Origin of the sequence: Ruegeria sp. HU-ET01832 (assembly GCF_040371315.1) — a bacterium.
In the GTDB taxonomy this organism is placed as follows: domain Bacteria; phylum Pseudomonadota; class Alphaproteobacteria; order Rhodobacterales; family Rhodobacteraceae; genus Ruegeria; species Ruegeria lacuscaerulensis_A.
Genome location: NZ_BAABWL010000001.1, coordinates 45,193 through 69,346, shown reverse-complemented (window position 1 = coordinate 69,346; position 24,154 = coordinate 45,193). Strand labels below are relative to the sequence as shown.

General features: G+C 56.9%; 22 protein-coding genes. 9 read left to right on the top strand and 13 right to left on the bottom strand.

All coding sequences use genetic code 11. The features are described 5' to 3' along the window. Window position 1: 1 nt before the first annotated feature. The 9 genes from ABWV79_RS00360 to ABWV79_RS00320 form a co-directional block, all read right to left on the bottom strand. Window positions 2-457 (bottom strand): cytochrome c-type biogenesis protein, encoded by a 456-nt coding sequence (locus ABWV79_RS00360; protein ID WP_170354092.1) that lies wholly within the window; start codon window positions 455-457, stop codon window positions 2-4. After that, window positions 454-2,418 (bottom strand): heme lyase CcmF/NrfE family subunit, encoded by a 1,965-nt coding sequence (locus ABWV79_RS00355; protein ID WP_353389628.1) that lies wholly within the window; start codon window positions 2,416-2,418, stop codon window positions 454-456. Before ABWV79_RS00355 ends, ABWV79_RS00360 begins: the two co-directional genes overlap by 4 nt. A 75-nt stretch (window positions 2,419-2,493) precedes the next feature. Continuing rightward, window positions 2,494-3,072: a holin family protein gene (locus tag ABWV79_RS00350; protein ID WP_353389626.1), complete on the bottom strand. Its 579-nt coding sequence runs from the start codon at window positions 3,070-3,072 to the stop codon at window positions 2,494-2,496. Next, a complete protein-coding gene (locus tag ABWV79_RS00345; RefSeq protein WP_353389624.1) occupies window positions 3,063-3,674 on the bottom strand; it encodes a holin-associated N-acetylmuramidase in 612 nt (203 codons plus the stop codon). Before ABWV79_RS00345 ends, ABWV79_RS00350 begins: the two co-directional genes overlap by 10 nt. Window positions 3,675-3,786: 112 nt before the next feature. Beyond that, complete coding sequence (ccmE, locus tag ABWV79_RS00340) at window positions 3,787-4,233, bottom strand: cytochrome c maturation protein CcmE (protein ID WP_353389622.1); 447 nt, start codon at window positions 4,231-4,233, stop codon at window positions 3,787-3,789. A 7-nt stretch (window positions 4,234-4,240) separates the two neighbouring features. After that, a complete protein-coding gene (gene argC, locus ABWV79_RS00335; RefSeq protein WP_353389620.1) occupies window positions 4,241-5,269 on the bottom strand; it encodes an N-acetyl-gamma-glutamyl-phosphate reductase in 1,029 nt (342 codons plus the stop codon). Between the two features lie 95 nt (window positions 5,270-5,364). Further along, a complete protein-coding gene (gene murI, locus ABWV79_RS00330) occupies window positions 5,365-6,174 on the bottom strand; it encodes a glutamate racemase (protein ID WP_170751072.1) in 810 nt (269 codons plus the stop codon). An 8-nt stretch (window positions 6,175-6,182) separates the two neighbouring features. Continuing rightward, the gene (locus ABWV79_RS00325; protein ID WP_353389618.1) at window positions 6,183-7,061 is read right to left on the bottom strand and encodes a lysophospholipid acyltransferase family protein; all 879 of its coding nucleotides are present in this window, start codon (window positions 7,059-7,061) and stop codon (window positions 6,183-6,185) included. Window positions 7,062-7,141: 80 nt separating this feature from the next. Beyond that, window positions 7,142-10,561, bottom strand: a complete 3,420-nt coding sequence (locus ABWV79_RS00320) for an indolepyruvate ferredoxin oxidoreductase family protein (RefSeq protein WP_353389616.1) — start codon at window positions 10,559-10,561, stop codon at window positions 7,142-7,144. A 169-nt stretch (window positions 10,562-10,730) separates the two neighbouring features. On the opposite strand from ABWV79_RS00320, the gene ABWV79_RS00315 reads away from it, so the two are divergent. From ABWV79_RS00315 to grxD, 5 genes are all read left to right on the top strand, one after another. After that, on the top strand, window positions 10,731-11,636 hold the full coding sequence (locus ABWV79_RS00315) for a LysR family transcriptional regulator (RefSeq protein WP_353389614.1): 906 nt from the start codon (window positions 10,731-10,733) through the stop codon (window positions 11,634-11,636). 278 nt (window positions 11,637-11,914) lie between these two features. Beyond that, window positions 11,915-14,164: a mechanosensitive ion channel domain-containing protein gene (locus ABWV79_RS00310; RefSeq protein WP_353389612.1), complete on the top strand. Its 2,250-nt coding sequence runs from the start codon at window positions 11,915-11,917 to the stop codon at window positions 14,162-14,164. 153 nt (window positions 14,165-14,317) lie between these two features. Then, a complete protein-coding gene (gene purL / locus ABWV79_RS00305) occupies window positions 14,318-16,477 on the top strand; it encodes a phosphoribosylformylglycinamidine synthase subunit PurL (RefSeq protein ID WP_353389610.1) in 2,160 nt (719 codons plus the stop codon). 125 nt (window positions 16,478-16,602) lie between these two features. Continuing rightward, entirely contained in the window at window positions 16,603-16,839 is a 237-nt protein-coding gene (locus tag ABWV79_RS00300; protein WP_170354080.1) for a BolA/IbaG family iron-sulfur metabolism protein, read from the top strand. 249 nt (window positions 16,840-17,088) lie between these two features. Beyond that, window positions 17,089-17,451, top strand: a complete 363-nt coding sequence (grxD, locus tag ABWV79_RS00295; protein WP_170354079.1) for a Grx4 family monothiol glutaredoxin — start codon at window positions 17,089-17,091, stop codon at window positions 17,449-17,451. Here grxD and ABWV79_RS00290 read toward each other — a convergent pair whose 3' ends face one another. The 3 genes from ABWV79_RS00290 to ABWV79_RS00280 are packed head-to-tail and all read right to left on the bottom strand — an operon-like array spanning window position 17,452 to window position 18,988. Then, a complete protein-coding gene (locus tag ABWV79_RS00290; protein ID WP_353389607.1) occupies window positions 17,452-17,799 on the bottom strand; it encodes an MliC family protein in 348 nt (115 codons plus the stop codon). Continuing rightward, window positions 17,796-18,191: a cell division protein ZapA gene (locus ABWV79_RS00285; protein WP_170751061.1), complete on the bottom strand. Its 396-nt coding sequence runs from the start codon at window positions 18,189-18,191 to the stop codon at window positions 17,796-17,798. Before ABWV79_RS00285 ends, ABWV79_RS00290 begins: the two co-directional genes overlap by 4 nt. After that, window positions 18,191-18,988: a hypothetical protein gene (locus tag ABWV79_RS00280; RefSeq protein ID WP_170354076.1), complete on the bottom strand. Its 798-nt coding sequence runs from the start codon at window positions 18,986-18,988 to the stop codon at window positions 18,191-18,193. Before ABWV79_RS00280 ends, ABWV79_RS00285 begins: the two co-directional genes overlap by 1 nt. A 234-nt stretch (window positions 18,989-19,222) precedes the next feature. Here ABWV79_RS00280 and tkt point away from each other — a divergent pair, with 234 nt between their 5' ends. Together tkt and ABWV79_RS00270 are read left to right on the top strand one after the other, a co-directional pair. Beyond that, window positions 19,223-21,244: a transketolase gene (gene tkt / locus ABWV79_RS00275; RefSeq protein ID WP_353389605.1), complete on the top strand. Its 2,022-nt coding sequence runs from the start codon at window positions 19,223-19,225 to the stop codon at window positions 21,242-21,244. Window positions 21,245-21,406: 162 nt separating this feature from the next. After that, window positions 21,407-21,757, top strand: a complete 351-nt coding sequence (locus tag ABWV79_RS00270) for a hypothetical protein (RefSeq protein ID WP_209196934.1) — start codon at window positions 21,407-21,409, stop codon at window positions 21,755-21,757. A gap of 42 nt (window positions 21,758-21,799) precedes the next feature. Here the strand turns inward: ABWV79_RS00270 and ABWV79_RS00265 are convergent, their stop codons facing one another. Beyond that, the gene (locus tag ABWV79_RS00265) at window positions 21,800-22,738 is read right to left on the bottom strand and encodes a DUF808 domain-containing protein (protein ID WP_353389603.1); all 939 of its coding nucleotides are present in this window, start codon (window positions 22,736-22,738) and stop codon (window positions 21,800-21,802) included. A 182-nt stretch (window positions 22,739-22,920) separates the two neighbouring features. Between ABWV79_RS00265 and gap the strand changes: the two genes are divergently transcribed. Further along, the gene (gene gap / locus ABWV79_RS00260; RefSeq protein ID WP_353389601.1) at window positions 22,921-23,922 is read left to right on the top strand and encodes a type I glyceraldehyde-3-phosphate dehydrogenase; all 1,002 of its coding nucleotides are present in this window, start codon (window positions 22,921-22,923) and stop codon (window positions 23,920-23,922) included. A 71-nt stretch (window positions 23,923-23,993) separates the two neighbouring features. Beyond that, on the top strand, window positions 23,994-24,137 hold the full coding sequence (locus tag ABWV79_RS00255; RefSeq protein ID WP_170354071.1) for a hypothetical protein: 144 nt from the start codon (window positions 23,994-23,996) through the stop codon (window positions 24,135-24,137). Window positions 24,138-24,154 lie beyond the last annotated feature (17 nt).

The following is a 24,154-nucleotide window of genomic DNA, read 5'->3' as shown; positions in this document are numbered from 1 at the left end:
GTCAGTCCTTCAGAATTTGCTCCAACCGCTTCTTTTCAGCGTCGCTAAGCCCGTCAATATCCGCGGTCGCATGCGCATCTGCGCGCTTTCGAAGGAAACTCCAACCCACCGCTGCAGCAATCAACAGCATGATCGGTCCCGCAAGCCACAGCAGCAGGTTTGAACCAGTTATGGTAGGCTTCAACAGCACGTATTCCCCATAACGGTCTACAATGAAGCTGATTGCTTCTTCGTCGCTATCGCCCGCAACAAGCCGTTCCCGCAACAACAGGCGCAAATCCCGCGCCAGCCCGGCATTGCTTTCGTCAATACTTTCATTGCGACAGACCAAACAGCGCAAACCGGTACTCAGGTCACGTGCACGTTGTTCTAAGACCGGATCGTCCAGTACCTCGTCTGGCTGCACGGCGTATAAAGGCGACGCGATAATCGCCAGGATCAGGATCAGGCGTTTCATTCTGCTGGCACTCCGCCTGTTGGGGCCTTGCGCGCGCCTGCGGCCACGCGGAACCTTCTGTCGGACAGGCTAAGGAACCCACCCAAAGCCATCAGGATACAACCGCCCCAGATCCAGTTTGCCAGAGGCTTGATGTAGGTTCGCATCACCCAGCCTCCGTCAGCCTGCTGATCGCCGATCACAACGTACAGGTCCCCTAAGAACCGGTAGTCGATCGCCGCTTCGGTCGTTGGCATTCTGGCAACAGGATAGTCCCGTTTTTCGGGGTGCAACATACCCATGGGGCGGCCGTTTTTTTCCACCCGAACATCGGCGGTGGTCGAGAAGTAGTTGGGCCCTTGCACGCGGCGGACATCGTCCAGTGTCAGGGTGAATTGACCAACCTCAAAAGGCTGACCGGGCTGCGCCACGCGGATATCCTCAACCTCCCACGCGGTCAGGCCGGCAATGGCAAACATGGTCACGCCAAGCCCGGTATGAGCAACGGCTTTGCCCCAATCGGCTCCGGGCAGCCGGAACAGGCGGCTTAGGCTTCCGTTGCGGCCTGTACGGCTCCACAAATCAACCGCAGCACCAAAAGTGACCCACGCCCCAAGGAACAGCCCGATAGGGCCAAGCGCGCTACGCCCCGTTTGCATGACCCAGACCAGTATCGCCAAAGCCACGGCCAATACAAAGGCGTAGCGAAGCGAATACGCCGCCTTGCCAATCTTGCCGCGTTTCCATGGCATCATTGCGCCCACAGGTAGAACGATCCCCAAAACGATCATGAAGGGTGTAAAGGCCGCATTGAAAAACGGTGCCCCGACCGAGAGTTTCCGGTCAAAAGCCATTTCGGCCACCATCGGCCACATGGTCCCGAAGAACACCACAAAGCAACTGACAGCCAGCAGAATATTATTCAGCACCAGTGCGCTTTCACGGCTGACCATGCCAAAGACGCCCTTGGCCTCCATCGCTTGCGCGCGTGCGGCAAACAGCGTCAGCGCACCACCGATAAAGATGACCAAAATGAACAGGATAAAAACGCCGCGTTCCGGATCGTTGGCGAAGGCATGAACCGAGGTCAGCAAACCCGAGCGCACGATGAACGTGCCAATCAACGAGAACCCGAACGCAATGATCGCCAACAGGATCGTCCAGCTTTTCAGCGCCTCGCGTTTTTCGACAACGATGGCGGAATGCAGCAGAGCAGCAGCCAGAAGCCAAGGCATGAACGACGCATTCTCGACGGGATCCCAGAACCAGAACCCACCCCAACCCAGTTCATAGTAGGCCCACCAAGACCCAAGCGCGATCCCAATAGTCAGAAAAACCCACGCGGCCAATGTCCACGGGCGCACCCACCGACCCCACGCCGCGTCGATACGGCCTTCGATCAAGGCAGCAACGGCAAAGCTGAACGCCATGCTGAGCCCCACGTAACCCAAGTACAAGAACGGCGGGTGGAACGCCAAACCGGGATCCTGAAGCAATGGGTTCAGGTCCCGCCCATCAAAGGGCGCAACGACAAGCCGGTCAAAGGGGTTCGATGTGAACAGGATAAAGGCATAGAACGCCACGCCAATCGCGGCTTGAACAGCCAGCACGCGCGCCTTCAGTGTAGGTGGCAAACCCGCCCCGAAAATCGCAGCCATCCCACCGAATATGGCCACGATATAGACCCACAACAACATGGACCCTTCATGGTTTCCCCATGTCCCGCTGATCTTGTAAAGCATTGGCTTAGCTGAATGACTGTTCTCGACCACGATGCGCAGCGAGAAATCCGATGTGGCAAAGGCCCAAACCAGCGCACTGAAAGAAAACGTCATGAGCACCAGTTGGGCCACCGCGGCGGTTTCCCCAAAAGTCATCCAACCCGTCCACCTTTTGGACGCGCCAACCAGCGGAATGACGGACTGCACGATCGCCACGAGAAAGGCGAGGATGAGGGCGTAGTGACCAAGCTCTGTAATCATGGCCCTGCATATAATCCTGTTGCAAAGGAAGCACCAATAACTTTCGCGTCCTGAAGACGCACATAGTGTCGCGGCTCATGCCGTGCGGGCGCGCCTCCAATCGTCCAGTGCCCGGTTTTCGTCAGGGTTCAGCGCGTGCTCGGCAAGAGTTACATCGGTCCCCGGATCAGCTGCACCAACGGACTTCGCCCGCATATGTCTGAGTTCCGCGATATTCTGCGCAACTACAGGCGCGCGCCGCACTGTCGCCGAAAGCTCGCGTTGCCAGTCCTGCATTTTGGCTTGGTGCAGCGCGCCGAAATAGAACGAAACAATAACCCCCAAAAGCCACCACAGCGGCTCAGGCACAAGAGCGATGCCCTGCATCCGCGCCGCAAACCAAAGGGGATCCACCATTGCCGCCACGAATAGCGCAAGCGTACCAAGCGCCAGAGCGGGACGCGGCAATCGGTTGAGGCCGTCCATAAAACGGTCGAAACCACCCTTGCGCGGTACGGCATATTCAGCACCGAACTGAACCATTGCTTGCTGTTGAAGCGACAGGTCCCGTTCGGCACCTTTTTCCGCATTTTCACGAAACACTTCGGCAGTTTCGCGAACAACATTCCTTCCGTCCCCAAAAAGGAATGACAAAAAACCCGAGATCAATCCCATCCCGCAACCCTCTGCTGAAATTCCGCATCACTCAGGTGGTACCCCGGAGAGACAAATTCCTCTGCTCTTCGAATCCACCCACCCTTGCGTCCAGTTTGCGTACGCGCGTATTTCCGCGAAGCAACGCGCCCATCGGCAATCCGGAAATAATAATTCCGACGCGCCACTCCATACGCGTCTCGCAAGGCAATCGGGTCCGGCAGCGCGGCAGTCTTGCTGGCCTTCGCCGTTTGTGGGCCGACAACACCGTCCACTGTGATCTTAAAATCCATTTTCCTCAGAAGATATTGAAGTATTTTAACCGCTTGCGCGCCAGCGTTGACATACATGTCAAAGACAGAAGGTTGCAGTACCTCTGGCAACATGCCCAGTCTTGGGCCCTTGAAATAGTGAGACACGAAAATATCGACAGCCTGCGTTTTGGAGAGACGCTTAACGTCTTGGCCTGTAATGAATTCATCGCCGGTCAAGTCCAGCCCCAAACGCCGCATTGTGTGGATCGTGACACCGTATTTTGTCACGCCGCCCGGATCATCCGGGTCGTCTGCAAAGCCACCTTCGCGCGATACTATATCAGTCGCGATCTCTTGAACCGTCTGCATTGCATCCTCCGCTTTAATTCGCACAAAGGCTGCAGTCTCTGGGTTAAGAGCGATCTACGAAAAAGGGCGCTGCTACCGCAACGCCCTGTAACAATTCTATCTATTCGAAGGTTCAGCCTTCGCTTGGCTCCACATACACGCCTTGTTCCTTCAGCGCGTCCACAACCTCTTTGGGCATGTAGGTTTCATCGTGTTTGGCAAGAATCTCGGTCGCCTCGAATACGCCATTCACATAAGAACCAGTCCCAATCATTCCCTGGTTTTCTTCGAACAAGTCCGGCAATACGCCTGTGAAAGCGACTGGTACACTTTCCCCGCCATCGGTCACGACAAACGTCACCGTTTCACCCTGCCCGCGAACGATCGAGCCCTCTTCGACCAAACCACCAATCCGGAACACTTCGGTGGACTTTGGCGGCTCTGCGATTACCTCGCTAGGCGAGCGGAAAAAGTTCATACCGTCCTGCAAAGCCCAGCCGATCAATGCTGTAGATGACACAAGGGCCACGACTGCCAGCAGTATGATCTGTACGCGACGGCGTTTCTTGAGCGACTTCATGATATCCTCATGGGAACAGAGGGGCCATCATCAGGCCCGTTGTTTCAGATTCACCTAACATAAGGTTGGCGTTCTGCAAGGCTTGGCCACTGCTACCTTTTGTCAGGTTATCCAGAGCACCGATCACGATCGCGCGACGTTCGATCCGGTCGCCAACTACACCTATATGGCAAAAATTCGAGCCCCGCACGTCGTGGGTCGATGGCGTCTCGCCAAAGGGTAGCATCTCAATAAAGGGTTCGTTTTCATAGGTCTTGGTCAACGCCTCGTACACGCTGGCCGGATCGCCTTTGACATAGGTAGTGGCCAGAATCCCCCGGTTCGCGGGCACCAGATGCGGCGTGAACTGAACCTTGACCGGACGGCCTGCCAATGCCGAGAATTCTTGATCGAACTCTCCCAAATGCCGGTGCGTTCCGCCGACGGCATAGGCGTTGTACCCCTCGCTAAGTTCGGCGTGCAGCAGGTTTTCCTTGAGCGACCGCCCCGCGCCGGACACTGCGCACTTAAGATCCAGAATGATGTCATCCAGATCAATCACATTGGCCGAGATCAGCGGGCGCAGCACATATTGCCCCGTCGCCGCGTTACAGCCAGTGCCCGCCACCAGACGGGCGCTGCGGATGTCTTCGCGGTAGAACTCGGTCAGGCCGTAGACGGCCTCATCCTGCTGCGCCAGAGCGGCATGTGGGTTGCCGTACCATTTTTCATATTCCGCCGCATCACGCAGACGGAAATCGGCGGACAAGTCGATGATCTTGAGGGTCTTGGGCAGATCGCGGATCACTTCCTGACTGGTCTTATGCGGTAAGGCACAGAAACACAGGTCGATCTGCGAAAAGTCGATTTCGGAAATCTTGCACAGGGCCGGCAGGTCCATGTGGCGCAGATGCGGAAAGACCTGCGCCATGGTCATTCCGGCCTTCCGCTCGGCGGCCAGTGCGGCGATCTCCATGTTGGGGTGTTCGGCAATCAGCCGTACCAGTTCAGCGCCTGTATAGCCCGAAGCCCCTAGAATTGCGATTTTATGGGTCATGTCAGACCTCTTGTTTGCGTGGTGTCACATGTCACGACCGCCGATGCGACGGTCCGGGAATAAATCAGCACAAGGCTGGGTGTCTTTGACCTGAGTCAGACAGCCTCGAACGTGATTTGTCGTCGCAGGAACTGTGTTGCGCGGTCGCTGACTGTGTCGGGCTTGCCGGTTGTCAGGAATCCGCCCTGCCCCCCGCCCCGCATGTTTGGATGACGTTCCAGATAATCCGCAAGGCTTTCGGCGACCAATGCGCCCTGGCTGAATACCTGCACATCCTCACCCAGCGCGGCCTGAAACTCGTCAGCCATCAGCGGATAATGGGTGCAGCCCAGAATGGCCGCCTGCGGTTCGGGCATTTTACGTTTGAGCGCGTCCACATGGCTGCGCACCAGCGCCTCGGCCAGGATCATATCGCCGTCTTCGATGGCATCGACCACACCGCCACAGGCTTGCGCTTCGACATCCACACCGATGGCGCGGAAAGCCAGTTCGCGTTGGAACGCTCGGCTAGAGACCGTCGCAGGCGTTGCAAACAGCGCCACATGCTTGACCGCAACCTCGCGCGGAGGGCTGTTGTCTCCCCATTGCCGTTCGGTCAGCGCCTCGATCAAAGGCACAAAAACACCCAGGACTCGCTTGCCCTCGGGCACGCCCTCTTCCTGCATCCGGCGCAGAGCCGCGGCGCTGGCCGTGTTGCAGGCCAGAATCACCAGATCACAGCCCCGGTTCCAAAGCTCATTCACCGCGCCGCGTGTAAGCTCATAGATGTTCTGTGCGTCCCGCACGCCGTACGGCGCATGCGCACTGTCCGCGTAGTACAGGAAATCCAAGTCCGGCAGACGTTTCTGCGCGGCGTCCAGAACGGTCAGACCGCCCAAACCAGAATCAAAAATACCTACTGCCATTAGCCCCTTCAGGCGCGATGCCGTTCCTCAAACTCATAGCCGTAGTCATAGGACTCTAACGGCGTTGGAGACAGCTCATACGTGGCTTTGCGCAGGAAATCCATCATCTTGCGCGTGTCCTTGGCCAGAGGGTCCAAAACGTCGCGGCCGATGGGCTCTCCGATCACCACTTTGACCGGAGTGTCGACGCGCTTTTTGAACTCTTTGATCAGCAAGCCCATGCGCAAAGTGTTGTGCAGATGGCTGGCGACCTGAAACAGGCGCGAAGTGTGGCCCTCAAAGAATACGGGCACCACCGTTGCGTTCGACTTGGCGACCATGCGCGCCGTAAACCCGCGCCAACCCGGATCCATGGGATATGAGAACGGTTTGACCCCGGTGCTAACCGTGCCACCGGGGAAAATCCCGATCGCGCCGCCTTCATCCAGATAATTCAAAGCGGTTTTGCGGGTATCCAAATTCAGCTTCATCGCCTCTTTCGACTCATCGAACGAGATCGGCAGGATAATGCGGTTCAAATCTTCGGCTTTGCGGAATACGCGATGGGCCAGTATGCGGAAATCGCCCCGAGCCTGAGACAGTATGTGGCCCATCATCATCCCATCCAGAATGCCGTAAGGATGGTTGGCGATCAGGATCAACGGACCGGTCTGAGGGATGTCGGATAACGCGCCTCCGACTACATCCAGCGACAAACCATACCGGTCCACCATAACCGACCAGAAATCGCGCCCCTGCGCGACCTCGTTCTCGTACCCATCCGCACGCTTGATCAGGCGCATGCGGCCTGTGGTATTCTCCATCAGTTTGATCACCATCCGTCCGCCTTTCGTTTCGGCGGAATGGGCATAAGAAATGTCACGAGCGACGTGGCGGCGCGAGGGCATGGTTGTCTCCGAAACTTGCTGCCTGCAATCTATGTGCGGCTAACAATCTTGCATAGTGATCGTGACAGTGTTGTGACGATTTACTCGGCCGCTGCGCGCAAAATGGGCCCTCCGCTACGGATCGTTGACAAAAGTTCCTCTCGGCGTTTCGCTGCCTTGGCTTCGTTTTCCTGAAGCACCGGGCCGAAGCCGCGAATATCCAGTGGCAGTTCGGCCAAAGCGATGACGGCATCGCGGGTCTCAGAACTGATCAGCGGAGTGATCTCTTTGAGATCACGCTCGTATTGCTTAATCAGAGCTCGTTCCATTCGGCGTTCTGCACTGTACCCGAATATATCCAGGGGCGTCCCACGCAAGGCTTTCAACCGGGTCATCAGCTTCAATGGCCCCAGCATCCACTCGCCATAAGTTCTTTTGCGCGGCCGACCATCCGGGCCTGTACCACCAAGGATCGGCGGCGCGAGGTGGAACGTCATCTTGAAGTCACCATCAAATTCGGTCTCCGCTTTTTCGCGGCTGGACAACAAAAGACGCGCGACCTCGTATTCATCCTTACAAGACAGCAGCTTATGATACCCTTTTGCAACGGCTTCACGGATACCCTTATCTTCGAATGTTTCGACCAGTCTGCGGTACCGTTTCGCGAGCCGCGCACCTTGATAAGCGGTCAGGTGATCGGCGCGAAAACTGATCATTTGATCCAGCGTCTTGGGTAGTTCAGCCACACTGGGCCGCAGAATCTCCGCGACTTTTTCCGGATACAGAACCGCCCAGCGACCGATATCAAAGGCCCGCTTGTTTCGCTCTACAGCCGTTCCGTTCAGTTCGATCGCCTGAAGAACAGCCGAATGGCTGATCGGAAGCAAACCACGCTGCCACGCAGCCCCGAACACCATCATGTTGGAATAGATCGAGTCGCCCATAACTGTCCGCGCCAGATCAGTTGCGTCGAACAGCGAGACATCCTCTTTCAAGCGCGCCTGTAAAGCCAACTCCAGACGATCGCCCGGAATCCGGAACTTGGTATCGCGTGTGAAATCACCGGTGACCGTTTCGTGGCTGTTGACGACGGCACCAGTTTGCCCCGTCCGGGTCAATCCCAGTGTCTTGGCCCCGGCAGAGACCACCAGATCACCACCTATCAGCGCATCGGCTTCTCCTGTGGCGACGCGGATCGCGCTGATATCTTCAGGCCGGTTGGCCAGACGGCAATGGATGTGTACGGCACCCCCTTTTTGCGCCAGCCCGGCCATCTCCATCATCCCGGCTCCTTTGCCGTCGATCTGAGCGGCCTGAGCCAAAACAGCACCGAGCGTGACAACACCTGTGCCGCCGATACCCGTGATGACCACGTTATGCGTGCCTATGATCTTAGGCAGTGTCGGCATCGGAAGGTCTGGCAGGTCGATCTCGGTCGTTGCCTCCTTGCGGATTTTTGCACCTTCCAGCGTCACGAAGGACGGGCAAAACCCCTTGAGGCAGGAAAAGTCTTTGTTGCAACTGGACTGGTCGATCGCGCGCTTCCGGCCGAGTTCAGTCTCTTTGGGCACAATCGACACACAGTTCGACTGAACGCCGCAATCGCCGCAACCTTCGCAGATATCGGTGTTTATAAATACCCGCTTGTCGGGGTCAGGAAAGGTGCCGCGCTTACGACGGCGGCGCTTTTCGGCGGCACAGGTCTGCACATAAACCAGGACTGAGACCCCTTCGACACCGCGCAATTTTTCCTGGACCTGCATCAGCTCGGCGCGTTCGTGTGTTTCGACACCTGCAGGCAAGGCTTTGAAGTTCACATCTTCCTTTTCATCATAGACCAGCGCGACGTCTTTGACGCCCATAGCCTTAACCTCTGCCGCGATCCGTTCGGCGGTCAGATCGCCTTCATTTCCCTGACCACCAGTCATCGCGACGGCATCGTTGAACAGAATTTTGAACGTGATGTTGGTGCCAGCGGACAGGGCCGCGCGGATCGCTTGAACGCCCGAGTGGTTATAAGTTCCGTCACCAAGGTTCTGGAAAACGTGATCCGTGGTCGAGAACGGCTCTTCCCCGATCCAGTTGGCCCCTTCTCCACCCATCTGCGTGAAGCCCGAGGTGCTGCGGTCCATCCACTGGACCATGTAGTGGCAACCGATCCCGGCATAGGCCCGGCTTCCATCCGGCACCTTGGTCGAACTGTTATGCGGGCATCCCGAACAGAAATACGGCAGACGCGTTGCGATCTCCTCCGCGTTGTCGGCACGCCGGGCCTCGGACAACTTGGCCAATCCGGCGCGAACACCATCGGTATCACGGCCTTCCTCAATCAGAATTTCGCCAAGCTTTTCAGCGATCATGTTGGGGTCCAATGCCCCTCGGGTCGGGAACAGTTCTTCGCGATGCAGAGTACCCGCACCGCCCTTGTACCAGCCATACACACGACGCCCCCGACGGTCGTCAAAGATTGCCTCTTTAACCTGAACCTCGATCAGCTTGCGCTTTTCCTCGACGATTACGATCAGATCCAGACCTTCTGCCCAATCGTGGAACCCAGCCATGTCCAGTGGGAATGTCTGGCCCACCTTGTATGTCGTGATACCCAAACGCTCGGCCTCGGCTTCATCGATGTTCAGAAGAGACAGCGCATGGGCCAAATCCAACCAGTTCTTGCCTGCGGCAACAAACCCGATTTTTGCGCCGGGTTTGCCCCAGACACGTTTGTCCATCTTGTTGGCGTGCGAGAACGTCTCGGCCGCGAAGCGTTTGAAATCTATCAGTCGTGCCTCTTGCAGGTGCGGCGTGTCCACCAGCCTGATGTTCAACCCGTCCTGAGGCATATCAAAGTCAGGGACGACAACGGACATCCGATCTGCGCTGCCATCCACGACCGAGGTGACCTCGATCGTGTCCTTCATGGTCTTTAATCCGACCCAAACCCCGGCAAACCGGCTAAGGGCAAAGCCATAAACACCATAATCCAGAATTTCCTGTACGCCTGCAGGGCTGACGATCGGCATATACATGTCAACCAGCGACCATTCTGACTGATGCAGCACGGTCGAGCTTTCACCGGTATGGTCATCCCCCATAGCCATCAATACGCCGCCATGGGTCGCAGTGCCCGCCATGTTGGCGTGGCGCATCACGTCGCCGGAACGGTCTACTCCGGGCCCTTTTCCGTACCAAAGACCGAAAACCCCATCAAACTTGCCATCCCCTCGAAGGCCCGCCTGCTGACTGCCCCACAAAGCAGTTGCAGCCAAATCTTCGTTTAGACCGTATTGAAAGGTGACATCGCTTTCTGCCAATTGCTTTTGGGCGCGCATCATCTGTTGATCAACCGCCCCAAGCGGAGAACCACGGTAGCCGGTTACAAGCCCGGCAGTATTCAACCCGGCCTGACGATCCCGCGCCTTTTGCATAAGCATCAGACGCACCAGCGCTTGGGTGCCATTCAACAAAACCTGGTTCTTTTCCAGATCGAACCGGTCATTCAAAGTTACTTGTGGCTTACTCATCAAACGCCTCCCCACGTCAGATCAGTGTGCTATCTTTAATTGCATATTAGGTCATAAACTATGACCTGTATAGGGATTTTCCCATAAAACATAAGGATTTCACCGTTTGAATGTAGAAGTTGTTACCTATTTCATATAGGCGTTCCGAAGGATAACGAAAGTTGCGGCGATGGATTGGGATAAGCTTAGGATATTTCACGCGGTTGCAGATGCGGGCAGCCTGACCCATGCGGGCGATAGGCTGAACTTGTCGCAATCCGCCGTCAGTCGACAAATCCGAGCGCTGGAAGAGTCTCTTGATTCGACTCTTTTTCATCGCCACGCGCGTGGTCTGATCCTGACCGAACAGGGTGAGTTGTTGTTTGACGCCACCTCGGCCATGTCTAAACGCCTGGACGCTGCTGCGGCACGCATTCGCGACAGCGAAGAAGAAGTCTTTGGTGTTCTTCGCGTCACCACAACTTTCGGTTTTGGAACCCTGTGGTTGGCCCCGCGTCTGCCAAAGCTGTATGAACAGTATCCCGACCTCAACATTGACCTGATGTTGGAAGAGCGGGTTCTGGATCTTCCTATGCGCGAAGCCGACGTGGCCATTCGGATGAAAGAACCCAGCCAGGCAGATCTGGTGCGCAAAAGACTGATGACAGTTCAGATGCAGCTATACGCGACACAGGAGTACATTGAGGAAAACGGCACCCCTCAATCGTTGGAAGACATTTCCAACCATCGACTGATCTGCCAGACCCCCGCTGCCCCACAAGCTGGGGCAAGCGCTGCCATGGTGCGGCATCTTATGACTTATAATCCGGGGTCCTTGCTAACGGTGAACAACTATTTCGGTGTTCTACAAGGCGTACTGCACAATTTGGGCATCGGCGTGTTGCCAGACTACGTGACACAAGATTTCCCCCACCTCGTTCCGCTTCTGGCAGATATCGAAACTGCGGATGTCCCCGTTTATCTCGCCTACCCAGAAGAACTGCGGCACTCCAAGCGCGTGGCCGCGTTCCGCGATTTCGTTCAGGACGAAATTATTGCGCAACGTAAACAGTTGAAGCAGTTGGGAAAGCTGTAGCTATGCGCCTTAAGCATAGCGGGCATGATCACTCAACAGCATGAAACATCTTGATCGTTCATAAACTGATCCCTAAATGAGCACTCGAAGACGGTGATGCTGAAACGCTCATCATCTTCATACCTCCCTGTTGGACTACGGCCGAGCTTAGTGCTCGGCCTTTTTTTTGTTCGAACTTCAGATTTTCGCACGCCACAGGGGAAACATCTGGGAAAATCTGACACTTATCCCTATTATCACGAAAAAATCATCAAGACGTGAGTTCGAGGACAGATTCGATGTTTCACCCCATTCGCCTCATTTTGGCGATCATTTCCGTCATTTGTCTGTCGGCGCCAGTGCTGTCACAAGAGAGCAGCACAACCAGTCCGACTACGCCTATCGCTATTCCCGAAGACCTGACACCTGAACAGGTGGATGATCTGGTCGCGCGGATGTCTGACGACCAGGTTCGCGCCATTTTGCTGGACCGGCTAGACGCCGTAGCAGAGGAGCGCGCCGCCGAGGCCGCTGACCGCGAAGACCCCATCAAGGAATTAAATGCCATCTGGGAGGCAATGGTTGCCTCGTGGACGCATGTGTTGACGACCATTCCGAACCTCATCAGCGCTCAGGTTCATGCTACCGAGAACTTTATCGGCACATTTGGTTCAACAGGCGCCCTGACCCTGATGGGTATTGTTCTTAGCGTATTGGTCGTTGGTTTCATTGCTGAGAAGCTGTTCTACCTCTTGACGCGAAAATGGCACGAAAATTCAGGCATGCACCAAGACAACGACCTGCGGGGAGCTGTTCGTTTTCTGTTCCGCCGCTTTTGCCGAGAAATCGCCGGACTGGTAGTGTTTTACGTAGTCATCCGAGCAGTTGGGCGTGGATTGATGACGCCAGAACAGATCACTTATGCCGCACCTTTCGTCTTCTATCTGATCTGGGTTCCCCGTCTAGGTGCTGCTGCGTCGCGTTTCGTACTGGCACCCAACCAGCCGCATTACCGACTGGTCAACATTGACGATCATTGGGCAAGGTTCCTGCACCGCAACCTGATTGGGTTGCTGATCCTGATCGGTTTGACGCTGTTTACAGTGCACTTCAACGCGCTTAACGGCATCACCCCCGGCGAAACCCGTATCGGTTTCTGGCTGAACGCAGGCATTCACATCTATATTGGTGTCATCGCCTGGAAAGCTCGCGAAGGCCTGACGCAGATGATGCTGGGCACTGACCCGGATCACACCAAGTTTGACGAGGAAGTTGCCTACTATTACCCCTATTTCGCCATTGGCGTTTCAGCGGTGATCTGGCTGCTGGTTGAATTCCTAGCCGCACAGCGAGATCCAGTTCTTCGATCGCTGTTGCTGCAAGGTGCGCATTTCACCACTATGTTCTGGCTGCTGATAGCGCCCGCACTGGATACGCTGATCCGCGGTCTGGTGCGTCACTTGCAACCTCCGATGCTAGGTGAAGGTCCGGTAGCCGAACGCGCGTATAAATCGACCAAGCGCAGCTACATCCGTATCGGGCGCGTTTTGGCCGGTATTCTGGTCATTTTGATGATTTCACGCGCGTGGGATCTGAACCTTCAGGAAATCGCTGGTGGCGGTGATGAGTCCGGCAGCAAACTGGTGCAGTTTTTCATTATTATCGCCATCGGCTATATACTTAATGAGGTCATATCGCTGTGGATCAACCGCCGTCTGGCCAAAGAACACACCGCCAATGGCCAAAGTCCTGATGAAGAGGCTGGCGAAGGTGGCGGTGCCGGTGGCTCGCGTCTGGCGACGGTGCTGCCGCTGCTACGAGTCACCGCGCAGGTCGCGATTGCAGTGATCTTTGTGTTATTGGCGCTGGGCGCGTTGGGCATCAACATCACACCACTGCTGGCCGGTGCTGGTGTTCTGGGTCTGGCCATCGGCTTTGGGGCACAGAAGCTGGTAGCAGATATCGTTGGTGGGATTTTCTTCCTGGTCGATGACGCTTTCCGCGTGGGCGAATACGTCGATGTGGGCGGCACCACCGGCACGGTCGAAAAGATCTCGATCCGGTCCATGCAGCTGCGTCACCACCGGGGCCCAGTCCACACCATCCCCTATGGTGAGATCCAGAAGCTGACCAACTACAGCCGTGACTGGGTCATCATGAAGCTGAAATTCACCGTGCCTTTCGACACTGATCCCAACAAGGTCAAGAAGATCTTCAAGAAGATCGGAGCCGAGATGATGGCCGACGAAACCCATAAAGACGGGTTCCTGCAGCCCTTCAAATCACAAGGCGTATTCGATTTCGACGATGTGGGCATGATCATCAGGGGCAAGTTTATGGCCAAACCCGGCAAGCAGTTCACGCTGCGCAAAGAGATATTCAACCGGGTGAAAGCCTCGTTCAAGGAAAACGGCATCGACTTTGCCCGCCGTGAGGTGCGTGTTGCCATTCCGGGCCTGGAAGACGCCGACCAGCTGACTGAAGAGCAGAAGGCCGCCGTTGGTGCTGCGGCTGCCGACGCAGCGAACCAACAGCAGAACCCGGCCTAAGCCAAAACCTGACTGCAAAATAGGCGGAACCGGCCTCTGGTCGGTTCCGTTTTACTTTGGCGCGTAACGCCTGCGCTGACTTGACCCTTCCCACGGGCGCATCCTTGCCCTACAAGGCGCGCAATCTCGGCCCACTTGGACACAGGACAGAAGATGCAAGAGCCCGCAATCACACCCGATCTGATCGCCGCACACGGGCTGAAGCCCGACGAATATGACATGATCCTTGAGATCATCGGGCGCGAGCCGACCTTCACCGAACTGGGCATCTTCTCGGCCATGTGGAACGAGCATTGTTCGTACAAGTCGTCAAAGAAATGGCTGCGCACCCTACCCACCTCTGGTCCGCAGGTGATCTGCGGTCCGGGTGAGAATGCGGGTGTGGTCGATATCGGCGACGGTCAGGCCGTGGTGTTTAAGATGGAAAGCCACAACCACCCGTCGTATATCGAACCCTACCAAGGTGCGGCGACCGGCGTGGGCGGCATCCTGCGCGACGTCTTCACCATGGGCGCGCGGCCCATCGCGTCGATGAACGCGCTGTCCTTTGGCGAACCTGCCCACCACAAGACCCGCCAGCTTGTGAATGGCGTGGTTGAAGGTATCGGCGGTTATGGCAACTGCTTCGGTGTGCCCTGCGTGGGCGGTGAAGTTCGCTTTCACCCGGCCTATAACGGCAATTGCCTTGTGAACGCCTTTGCTGCCGGTCTCGCCGATAGCGACAAGATTTTCTACTCGGCCGCTTCGGGCGTCGGTATGCCCGTCGTTTATCTGGGTGCCAAAACCGGCCGTGATGGCGTGGGCGGCGCGACCATGGCTTCGGCCGAATTTGACGACACAATCGAGGAAAAACGCCCCACCGTTCAGGTCGGCGACCCCTTCACCGAGAAACGCTTGATGGAGGCGACGCTGGAGCTGATGCAGACCGGCGCAGTGATCTCGATTCAGGATATGGGTGCTGCGGGCTTGACCTGTTCCGCCGTTGAGATGGGCGACAAGGGCGGCCTTGGCGTGCGTCTGGACCTTGAGAACGTGCCCCAGCGCGAAGAGAACATGACCGCCTACGAGATGATGTTGTCTGAGTCTCAGGAAAGGATGCTGATGGTCCTAAAGCCCGAACTTGAAGCCGAAGCCCGTGCCGTGTTCGAGAAATGGGATCTGGACTTTGCCATCGTCGGCGAAACGATTGCCGAAGACCGTTTCCTCATCATCCACAATGGTGAGGTCAAAGCCGATCTGGTACTGTCTAAACTCTCTTCGACCGCACCGGAATATGACCGCCCATGGGTTGAAACACCTGCCGCTGATGAACTGGCCGAAGTGCCGCAGATCGATCCGATTGACGGTCTGCGCGCCCTGCTCGCCTCGCCCAACTATGCAGGCAAGCAATGGGTCTACGAACAGTACGACACAATGGTGATGGCCGACACCGCCCGCACCCCCGGCCTCGGCGCGGGCATGGTTCGCGTGCATGGAACTGACAAGGCACTAGCCTTCACCAGCGACGTGACGCCGCGTTACGTGCGCGCCAACCCGATTGAGGGCGGCAAGCAGGCAGTGGCCGAAGCCTATCGCAATCTGACGTCCGTCGGTGCCACTCCGCTGGCGACCACCGACAACCTGAATTTCGGCAACCCCGAAAAGCCCGAGATCATGGGCCAGTTCGTCGGCGCGATTAAAGGCATTGGCGAGGCTGTCGCCGCGCTGGATATGCCGATCGTATCGGGCAACGTCTCGCTCTATAACGAGACCGACGGTCAGGCGATCCTGCCTACCCCCACCATCGGCGCAGTTGGCCTGCTAAACCACACTGATGAGATCATCGGCAATGAGGTTCGCGAAGGCCATGTTGCGCTGGTCATCGGCGAAACCAAAGGCCATCTGGGTCAATCCGCCCTGCTGGCTGAGGTGTTCAACCGCGAAGACGGTGACGCGCCCCATGTCGATCTGGACGCCGAAAAACGCAACGGCGACTTTATCCGCGCCAACCGCGAGATGATCAAAGCCTGCACCGATCTGAGCGACGGCGGCCTTGCACTGGCGGCGTTCGAGCTGGCCGAGGCGGCTGGCGTGGGCGTCTGCCTCGACGATGCCTCGACCGAGTTCCTGTTCGGCGAGGATCAAGCGCGCTATCTGGTCGCCTGCAACTTTGATCAGGCCGAGGCACTGATGATCGCCGCCGGTCAAGCAGGTGTTCCGCTGGTCTCGGTTGGTCGTTTCACCGGCGAGACAGTCAAGATCGGAGGATCTGAGGCCGCTCTGAACGAATTGACCGCCACCTTCCGCAGCAGCTTTGCCGAAGCCGTGGCCTGATATCGCCTTCGCAAACCAAGATGAAACCCGCGCTTGGACCGGCGCGGGTTTTGTCGTTTCAGGACCACTTGCGCGCCCCGCTTTGGCGCTCTACATCTTGAGAAAGACCTTCAGGAGTGACCTACATGCCGATGAGCGCCCACGAAATCGAACACCTGCTGCGCGAAGCCTTTCCCGATGCGGAAATTCAGGTCGGCGGCAGCGACGGCGTGCATATGTCCGCCATGGTCGTGGACGAAAGCTTTCGCGGCAAAAACCGGGTTCAACAACAGCGAGCGGTCTATGCGGCCTTGAAAGGTAAGATGGACGGCCCAGATGGAGAGTTGCACGCGCTGGCGCTGACTACAAAAGTGCCGGAGTAACATGGAGCATTTGATCGCACTCACAATTGCGATTTCTGTCTTTGTCCTGCTAATCGGACTGTTAGCGTGGAACCACACAAAGACCGGCCGCAAAACAGGACGAGGATCTCTGCCTGCGCAGGACAAACACATTCTGCACTCGTCTTACAATTCGCATGACGGTGCAATTCGTTCAACGCAGACCCATATTCCAAAAGACCCACAAGACTTCGCCAAAGCGATGATGCCGAAGAGCAAAGGAAACGCGAAATGACTGACGTGAAAACCCAGATCGACGAAACCGTCAAAGCCAACGATGTGGTGCTTTATATGAAGGGCACCAAGGAAATGCCTCAATGTGGGTTTTCGTCCCGCGTGGCTGGTGTGCTGAACTATATGGGCGTCGACTATGCCGACGTGAACGTTCTAGCGGATGAAGAGGTCCGTCAGGGCATCAAGGATTATTCCGACTGGCCGACCGTGCCGCAGCTTTACGTCAAAGGCGAATTTGTCGGCGGTTGCGACATCATCACCGAGATGACTCTGTCAGGCGAGTTGGACACGCTGTTTGATGACAACGGCGTCGGTTACAACAAAGAAGCCGCCGACAAGATCCGCGAAGCAAACGCCTGATCACCGGCTGGAGCAATTCTCTAGTATAACCTGCTCGCTGGCGGCATCCCCTGTCGCCAGAAAGCTGACCGTTGCATCCCAACCTTTGGACCGCAGAATATAGGTGCCACCGTTGCCTTCGGATCTGTATTGGATTCCCGATCCACTGATACTTTGCTCTAGCGCGATCAGTTGATTGTCGACCAGCATGGCTGCAGCGCTCGAGCCGTCCGAGGCGTTAAAGAACACCACCTCAAGCGGAACGGCATTGTCGCAGTTGAAGGTAACAGGGAGAACGTCGAGTTCCGCCCAAGCGGTGCTTCCCAACACCGTCGCCACGAAAACAGCAGATATCCGACGCAACATCATCCCGCAGTCTTTTCTTCCACAACCGAGGCAAGCGCTTCGGCCCGCGCCGCTAATTCAGCTAGCGTGTCTGTCACGGAAGGCGGCACAACCGCTACCTCGACCCTTTCGGGTTCAGGCTGTGGCTTGTTGCGCAAAGCCTGAATTTCGGCCTCGGCCTCGGCCAATTTTGCTTGCAGGGAACTAATCTGATCTTCCGACGCGGCCGTTTTGTCAGCAAGCATGAGGCCGGCCATCAGCAGCATTCTGGACTCGGGCATTCGTCCTATTTGATCAGAAAGAACTTGTGCTTCGTCGTCCAACATCTTAGCGGCGGCTTGCAGGAACACTTCTTCCCCGTCCTGACATGAGACGTCAAAACCCCGCCCACCGATTTGAATGGTTACCTCGGGCATTACTCCACCTCTCCTTCAGCCAGCTTGGCTTGCGACAAAAGCGGCTCTAGTCGCGCCAGCACAGCATGCGCTTCGGCCGCGTCCGTGGCCTGAGCGGCTCGGGTCGCTTCCAGTTCGGCTACTGTTGCGCGGTTTAGAAGTTCGGCATCCGGCAAACCGCCCTCGGACGCAGCGCGCAGTTCATCGACCGAATTGCGCAACTGTTCATTAGCCTTGCGCATACGCTGCAGATCGTCATCCAATCGGGACATAGCCGCGCCATGACTGCTGCGTTCAGCGCGCAACATCTCAAGCTCGGCACTTAACTCAGCGACCCGCTCGCTATCAGCCAGTTCCGATTTCAAACGCGCATTCTCGGCCTTCAAGCCCTCTGCCACGCTTGCAGTCGCCTTCAACCGATCGTTCTCCGCCTTCAAAACTGCAAGCTCGTCCTGATCTTCTAAAGCCGCCTTTGCGTCCGCAAGCTCTGCGCGGGCGGCTTCCACCGCGGCCAGTTTCGCGGTTGCTTCAGCCAATTGCTCGCGCAAAGCTCCATTTTCTGGGTGTTCAGCAGGCACCGAACGCAAGCTCTCCATATCGGCGCGCATTGCGTCGACTTCCTGTTCATGACGTTGCTTGAGGGCTCTAAGACGCTCTTCCAATTGCGCATTTGCTACACGTTCGTCATCCAGCGCGGCACGCAACGTTTCATCTTGCGCGCGCGGAGGTTCTGACATTGCACCCATGGCGTCCACGCTTGCACCGATACGTTCCATCGCGACAACAATACGGCGCTGTAATTCTTCGATCTGGCTCATGCCCCTGCCACCTCTTTATCAAGGTTCCGTGTGCTGCGGTTCATCCGAATCAACTTAATTCACGAATTGGTCTAGTCTAACCGAATGGCGCGGAAAATACCCACTGTTTGCTTTCAAATACTTGAGCCGCGTTCTTGAAGCAGTTCACCCTTGTAACCCCCGGTTCTGCTTGCACTTTGAGGACTGAGTGGTATTCAGCGCGCAATCTGCCTGTAATCCAAAGGAATAACGCCCGTGGACCTGACTGCGCTGCGCAATGCAAACCCCGAACATTGGGACAAGGCTGCGGCCATCCGCACATTGACCCTTGATGCCGTCGCCGCCGCCAATTCCGGCCATTCCGGCATGCCGATGGGCATGGCCGACGTCGCGACCGTGCTGTTCGAAAAGCACCTGAAATTTGACGCCTCAGCGCCGAACTGGCCCGACCGCGACCGGTTTATCCTGTCTGCAGGTCACGGCTCGATGCTGATCTATTCCTTGCTCTATCTTACAGGCCACGCTGACGTCACTCTGGACGAGATCAAGAACTTCCGCCAGCTGGGCGCAAAAACTGCGGGCCACCCCGAGAACTTCTTGGTCAATGGCATCGAGACCACCACCGGCCCACTGGGTCAGGGCATCTCGAACGCTGTAGGCTTTGCAATGGCCGAGGAAATCCAGCGCGCGCAATACGGTAAGAAGGTCGTTGACCACTATACCTATGTGATCGCGGGCGACGGCTGCCTGATGGAAGGGGTCAGCCAAGAAGCCATCACCCTTGCCGGACGTCACGAGCTGAGCAAGCTGATTGTTTTCTGGGACAACAACAACATCACCATCGACGGCACCGTGGACATCGCAGACCGCACCGATCAGGTGCGCCGTTTCGCGGCCTCAGGCTGGCATGTGATCGAGATTGACGGACACGATCCGCAGGCCATCGACGCGGCCATCGTGCAGGCGAAAAAGTCGAACAAGCCGACCATGATTGCCTGCGAAAGCCACATCGCATTGGGTCACGCAGCGCAGGACACTTCGAAAGGCCACGGTGCGCTGACCGATCAGGATCAGTTGAAAGCCGCCAAAGACGGCTATGGCTGGCCGCATGGCGCGTTTGAAATCCCCGCCGATGTGAAATCCGCATGGGAAGCCATCGGTGCACGCGGTGCCGCAGAGCGCGCGGCATGGGAAGAACGTTTCGCACAAATCTCGGAACGCAAGCAGGCAGAGTTCAACCGCGCCTACGCATTTGAAGCGCCCAAGAAACTGGCCGGCGCGATCCGCGCGTTCAAGAAACAAGCCTCAGAAGACCAACCGAAACTGGCCACCCGCGCCTCATCGGAGAAAGTTCTGAACGTCGTCAACCCGATCATGACCGAGACCGTGGGCGGTTCGGCCGACCTGACGGGCTCGAACAACACCAAATCTGCTGATATGGGCGTGTTCCTGCCGGAAAATCGCAAGGGCCGTTACATCCATTACGGTATCCGCGAACACGGCATGGCCGCTGCGATGAACGGCATGGCGCTACATGGTGGCATCCGCCCGTATGGCGGCACGTTCATGGCCTTCACCGACTATGCGCGTCCGTCGATGCGCCTGGCAGCGTTGATGAAAATCCCTTCGGTCTTCGTGATGACTCACGATTCGATCGGTCTGGGCGAAGACGGCCCGACCCACCAGCCGGTCGAACATCTGGCCATCAGCCGCGCGACGCCCAACACCTATGTGTTCCGCCCCGCCGACACGGTTGAAACAGCAGAAGCCTGGGAACTGGCGCTGACCTTCAAGGCAAGCCCCTCGGTCTTGTCGCTGACTCGTCAGGGCGTACCGACCGTGCGCAAGGATCACAAAACCAAGAACCTGTCCGCGCAAGGCGCCTATGTTCTGGCCGAGGCCGAGGGCAAACGTCAGGCCATCCTGATTGCCACCGGCTCTGAAGTGTCGCTGGCGATGGAAGCCAAGGCGATGCTTGAAGCCGAAGGTATCGGCACCCGCGTCGTCTCCATGCCCTGTATGGAGTTGTTCGCCGAGCAGGACGAAGCCTATCGCAAGCGCGTGCTGCCCGCTGGTGCCGTACGCGTCGGCATCGAGGCCGCTGTGCGCGCTGGTGGCTGGGATCGCTGGCTGCTGGGCGAGCGTGGCCGTGAAGCCAAAGCCGGGTTCATCGGCATGTCGGGCTTTGGTGCGTCTGCCCCTGCAGGTGAGCTGTATAAGCATTTCGGCATCACTGCCGAGGCCACCGTTGCCAAAGTCAAGGAACTGCTGGGTTAATTCCCGACGTCATTCCAAAGGAAACAGGCGGTCCGCATGGGCCGCCTTTTTTTTGCGCCCCACCCTCGCAGACTGGTGAGGCGTCGTGATCCCACCTGCCCTATTTCGTAGGCCGTAACGTCTTAAGTGCTGGAGGCAATGCAGTTACAGGGAATTATAGAAATGAAGAAACACGCCGTCCTGAGCGCCGTAGCAGTGATCCTGGCTGCCCCAGCATTCGCGGGGGATTTCGCCAGCAAGGAAGAAATTCAAAAAACGATGGCCGACCACACCTATGCAGGCGGTATGCTGTCAGGCGCGTTTACCGAGTATTATGCAGCCGACGGTACCATCAAAGGCGAAGGCTATTCGGGCAAGTGGGAAGCTACAGATAATGGGATGTGCTTTCAGTATGGCGATGATCCCAAAAACTGCTGGGACCTGAAAATTGACGGTGCCGCCGTTACCCTGGTCAAAGATGGTAAGATTGACGGGTCTGGCGTCGTGGTAAAAGGCAACACTAACGGGTTCTAACTCCAATCCGCGCCGCCGAAACTGCGGCGCGGATTTTATTTTTCAGTGGGATTTTAACAGTTTCGTCGCCGGGGGGATTAGTACCATCCCCCAAGCCAGTCCGAATACTCCGTCCATGGCGGCCTTGGCGATCCACTCCACGGCACCCTCGTATTGAGCAGAAACCATATGGCCCACCGCATAGGCCCAGTCGTGAATGTGGTGGCCCAGCCAGCCAAAGCCCAAAACCTCGAGCCCGTGGATGATGATCGACCCGCCGACCCACAGCATTGCGGCGGTCCCAACGATTGAAAGCAGCTTCATCACAATCGGCATGGCTTTGACCAAGCCTCGCCCGGTTCCGCGCCCGATCGGCGTTGGTGCGTTCTGCGCCAGAAACAGGCCCACATCGTCCATTTTCACGATCAACGCGACCGAGCCATAGACCGCAACCGTCACGCCGATCCCGACAACAGCCAGCGTCGCCGCCTGCATCCAAATGTTCGGCGCCTCAATGGCGGCCAGCGCGATGGTCATGATCTCGGCCGACAAGATGAAATCGGTCTTTATTGCACCTTTGACTTTCTGCTCTTCCAGATGGCTTGGATCTCGGATTCTCATATCCTCGTCGATGGCATGGCTACCATGGGGGAAGAGGACATGGAAAATCTTCTCGGCCCCCTCGAAACATAGATAAGACCCGCCCAGCATCAGCAAAGGCGTGATCAGCCAAGGCGCGAAATTAGCCAGCAACAGCGCAACGGGCAGCAGCAGCACGATCTTGTTGAAAACCGAGCCGCGCGCGATGCGCCAGATGATCGGCAACTCGCGCGCCGGGGCGAAACCTTGCACGTATTTCGGCGTCACGGCTGCATCGTCAATGATTACACCCGCCGTTTTGGCCCCCGCCTTGCCAGCCGCTGCAACAACATCATCAACCGACGATGCCGCAACTTTTGCAATTCCGGCAACATCGTCCAGCAATGCCAAAAGACCGCTCATGCCTAGTTCCTTCCTGTAACCAGCCGCAGATGGACCCTACCTGATCTTTCAGCTAGCGCAAGCGTTAGCGATACCGGCCAAGGTTTGCGCTAACACGTTAAAAATATGTCACTTTTACTCTTTTGAGAACGCGCTAGGGCCGCTATATCGCCTGCAACGCAAGCGCATTTTGGAGACGTCATATGACCATCAAGGTCGGCATCAATGGTTTTGGCCGTATCGGCCGCTGCACCCTGTCGCATATCGCGGCATCGGCCCGCAACGACATCGAAGTGATCAAGGTCAACGCAACCGGCCCGCTGGAAACCACGGCGCATCTGCTGAAATATGACAGCGTCCACGGGCGCTTCCCCCGCGACGTCTCGATCGAGGGCAACACCATGGATCTGGGCCGCGGCCCCATGGAGATGTTCTCTACCTACGACATGAACGAGCTGGACTGGGAAGGCTGCGACGTCGTTCTGGAGTGCACCGGCAAGTTCAATGACGGCCTCAAGGCCAAGACGCACCTTGAGCGTGGGGCGCAAAAGGTTCTGCTGTCCGCACCGGGCAAGAATGTAGATAAAACCATCGTCTATGGCGTGAATCACAACAGTCTGGCTGCTGACGATAAAATGGTCTCGAACGGGTCTTGCACCACGAACTGCCTTGCTCCGCTTGCCAAGGTTCTGGACGAAGGCGTCGGGATCGAACATGGCATCATGACCACGATCCACGCCTATACTGGCGACCAGCCCACGCTGGACCGTCGCCACAGCGACCTGTACCGCGCTCGCGCTGCCGCTATGTCAATGATCCCGACTTCAACCGGTGCTGCCAAGGCGCTGGGTGAGGTTCTGCCGAAACTCAAAGGTCGTCTGGATGGCTCAGCAATCCGGGTTCCGACCCCGAATGTATCCGCTGTTGACCTAACATTCCGCGCCGGTCGCGATGTGACTGTGGATGAGGTGAACGCGATTGTCCGTGAAGCCTCGCAAGGTCACATGCAGCGCGTTCTGGGTTACGAACCTGCTCCACTGGTTTCGACAGATTTCAACCATACCGAGGAAAGTTCGATCTTCGCTCCGGACCAGACCCGCGTCGTCAATGACCGCATGGTGCGCGTTCTGGCATGGTACGACAACGAATGGGCCTTCTCAGTTCGCATGGCCGATGTTGCCGTGGCAATGGGCCGCCTTAACTAAGACCCGTTTGAATTCTTGAACCTTTTTGCCCGCTCAGGTTATCTGGGCGGGTGTTTCTGTTCGGGGCCTTGATGACCAATCAAATCGCTATCTGGCTGGGTTTTTTGATTCTGGGCATCATGATTGCCGATGTCGCCGTCTATGGAACCGAGCATCTGCTTTTCCTGGGCAAAAAACTCTACGACTTTCTGGATTGGATCGCATTCTGGCGATGAAATAGGTTTTGCTTGAC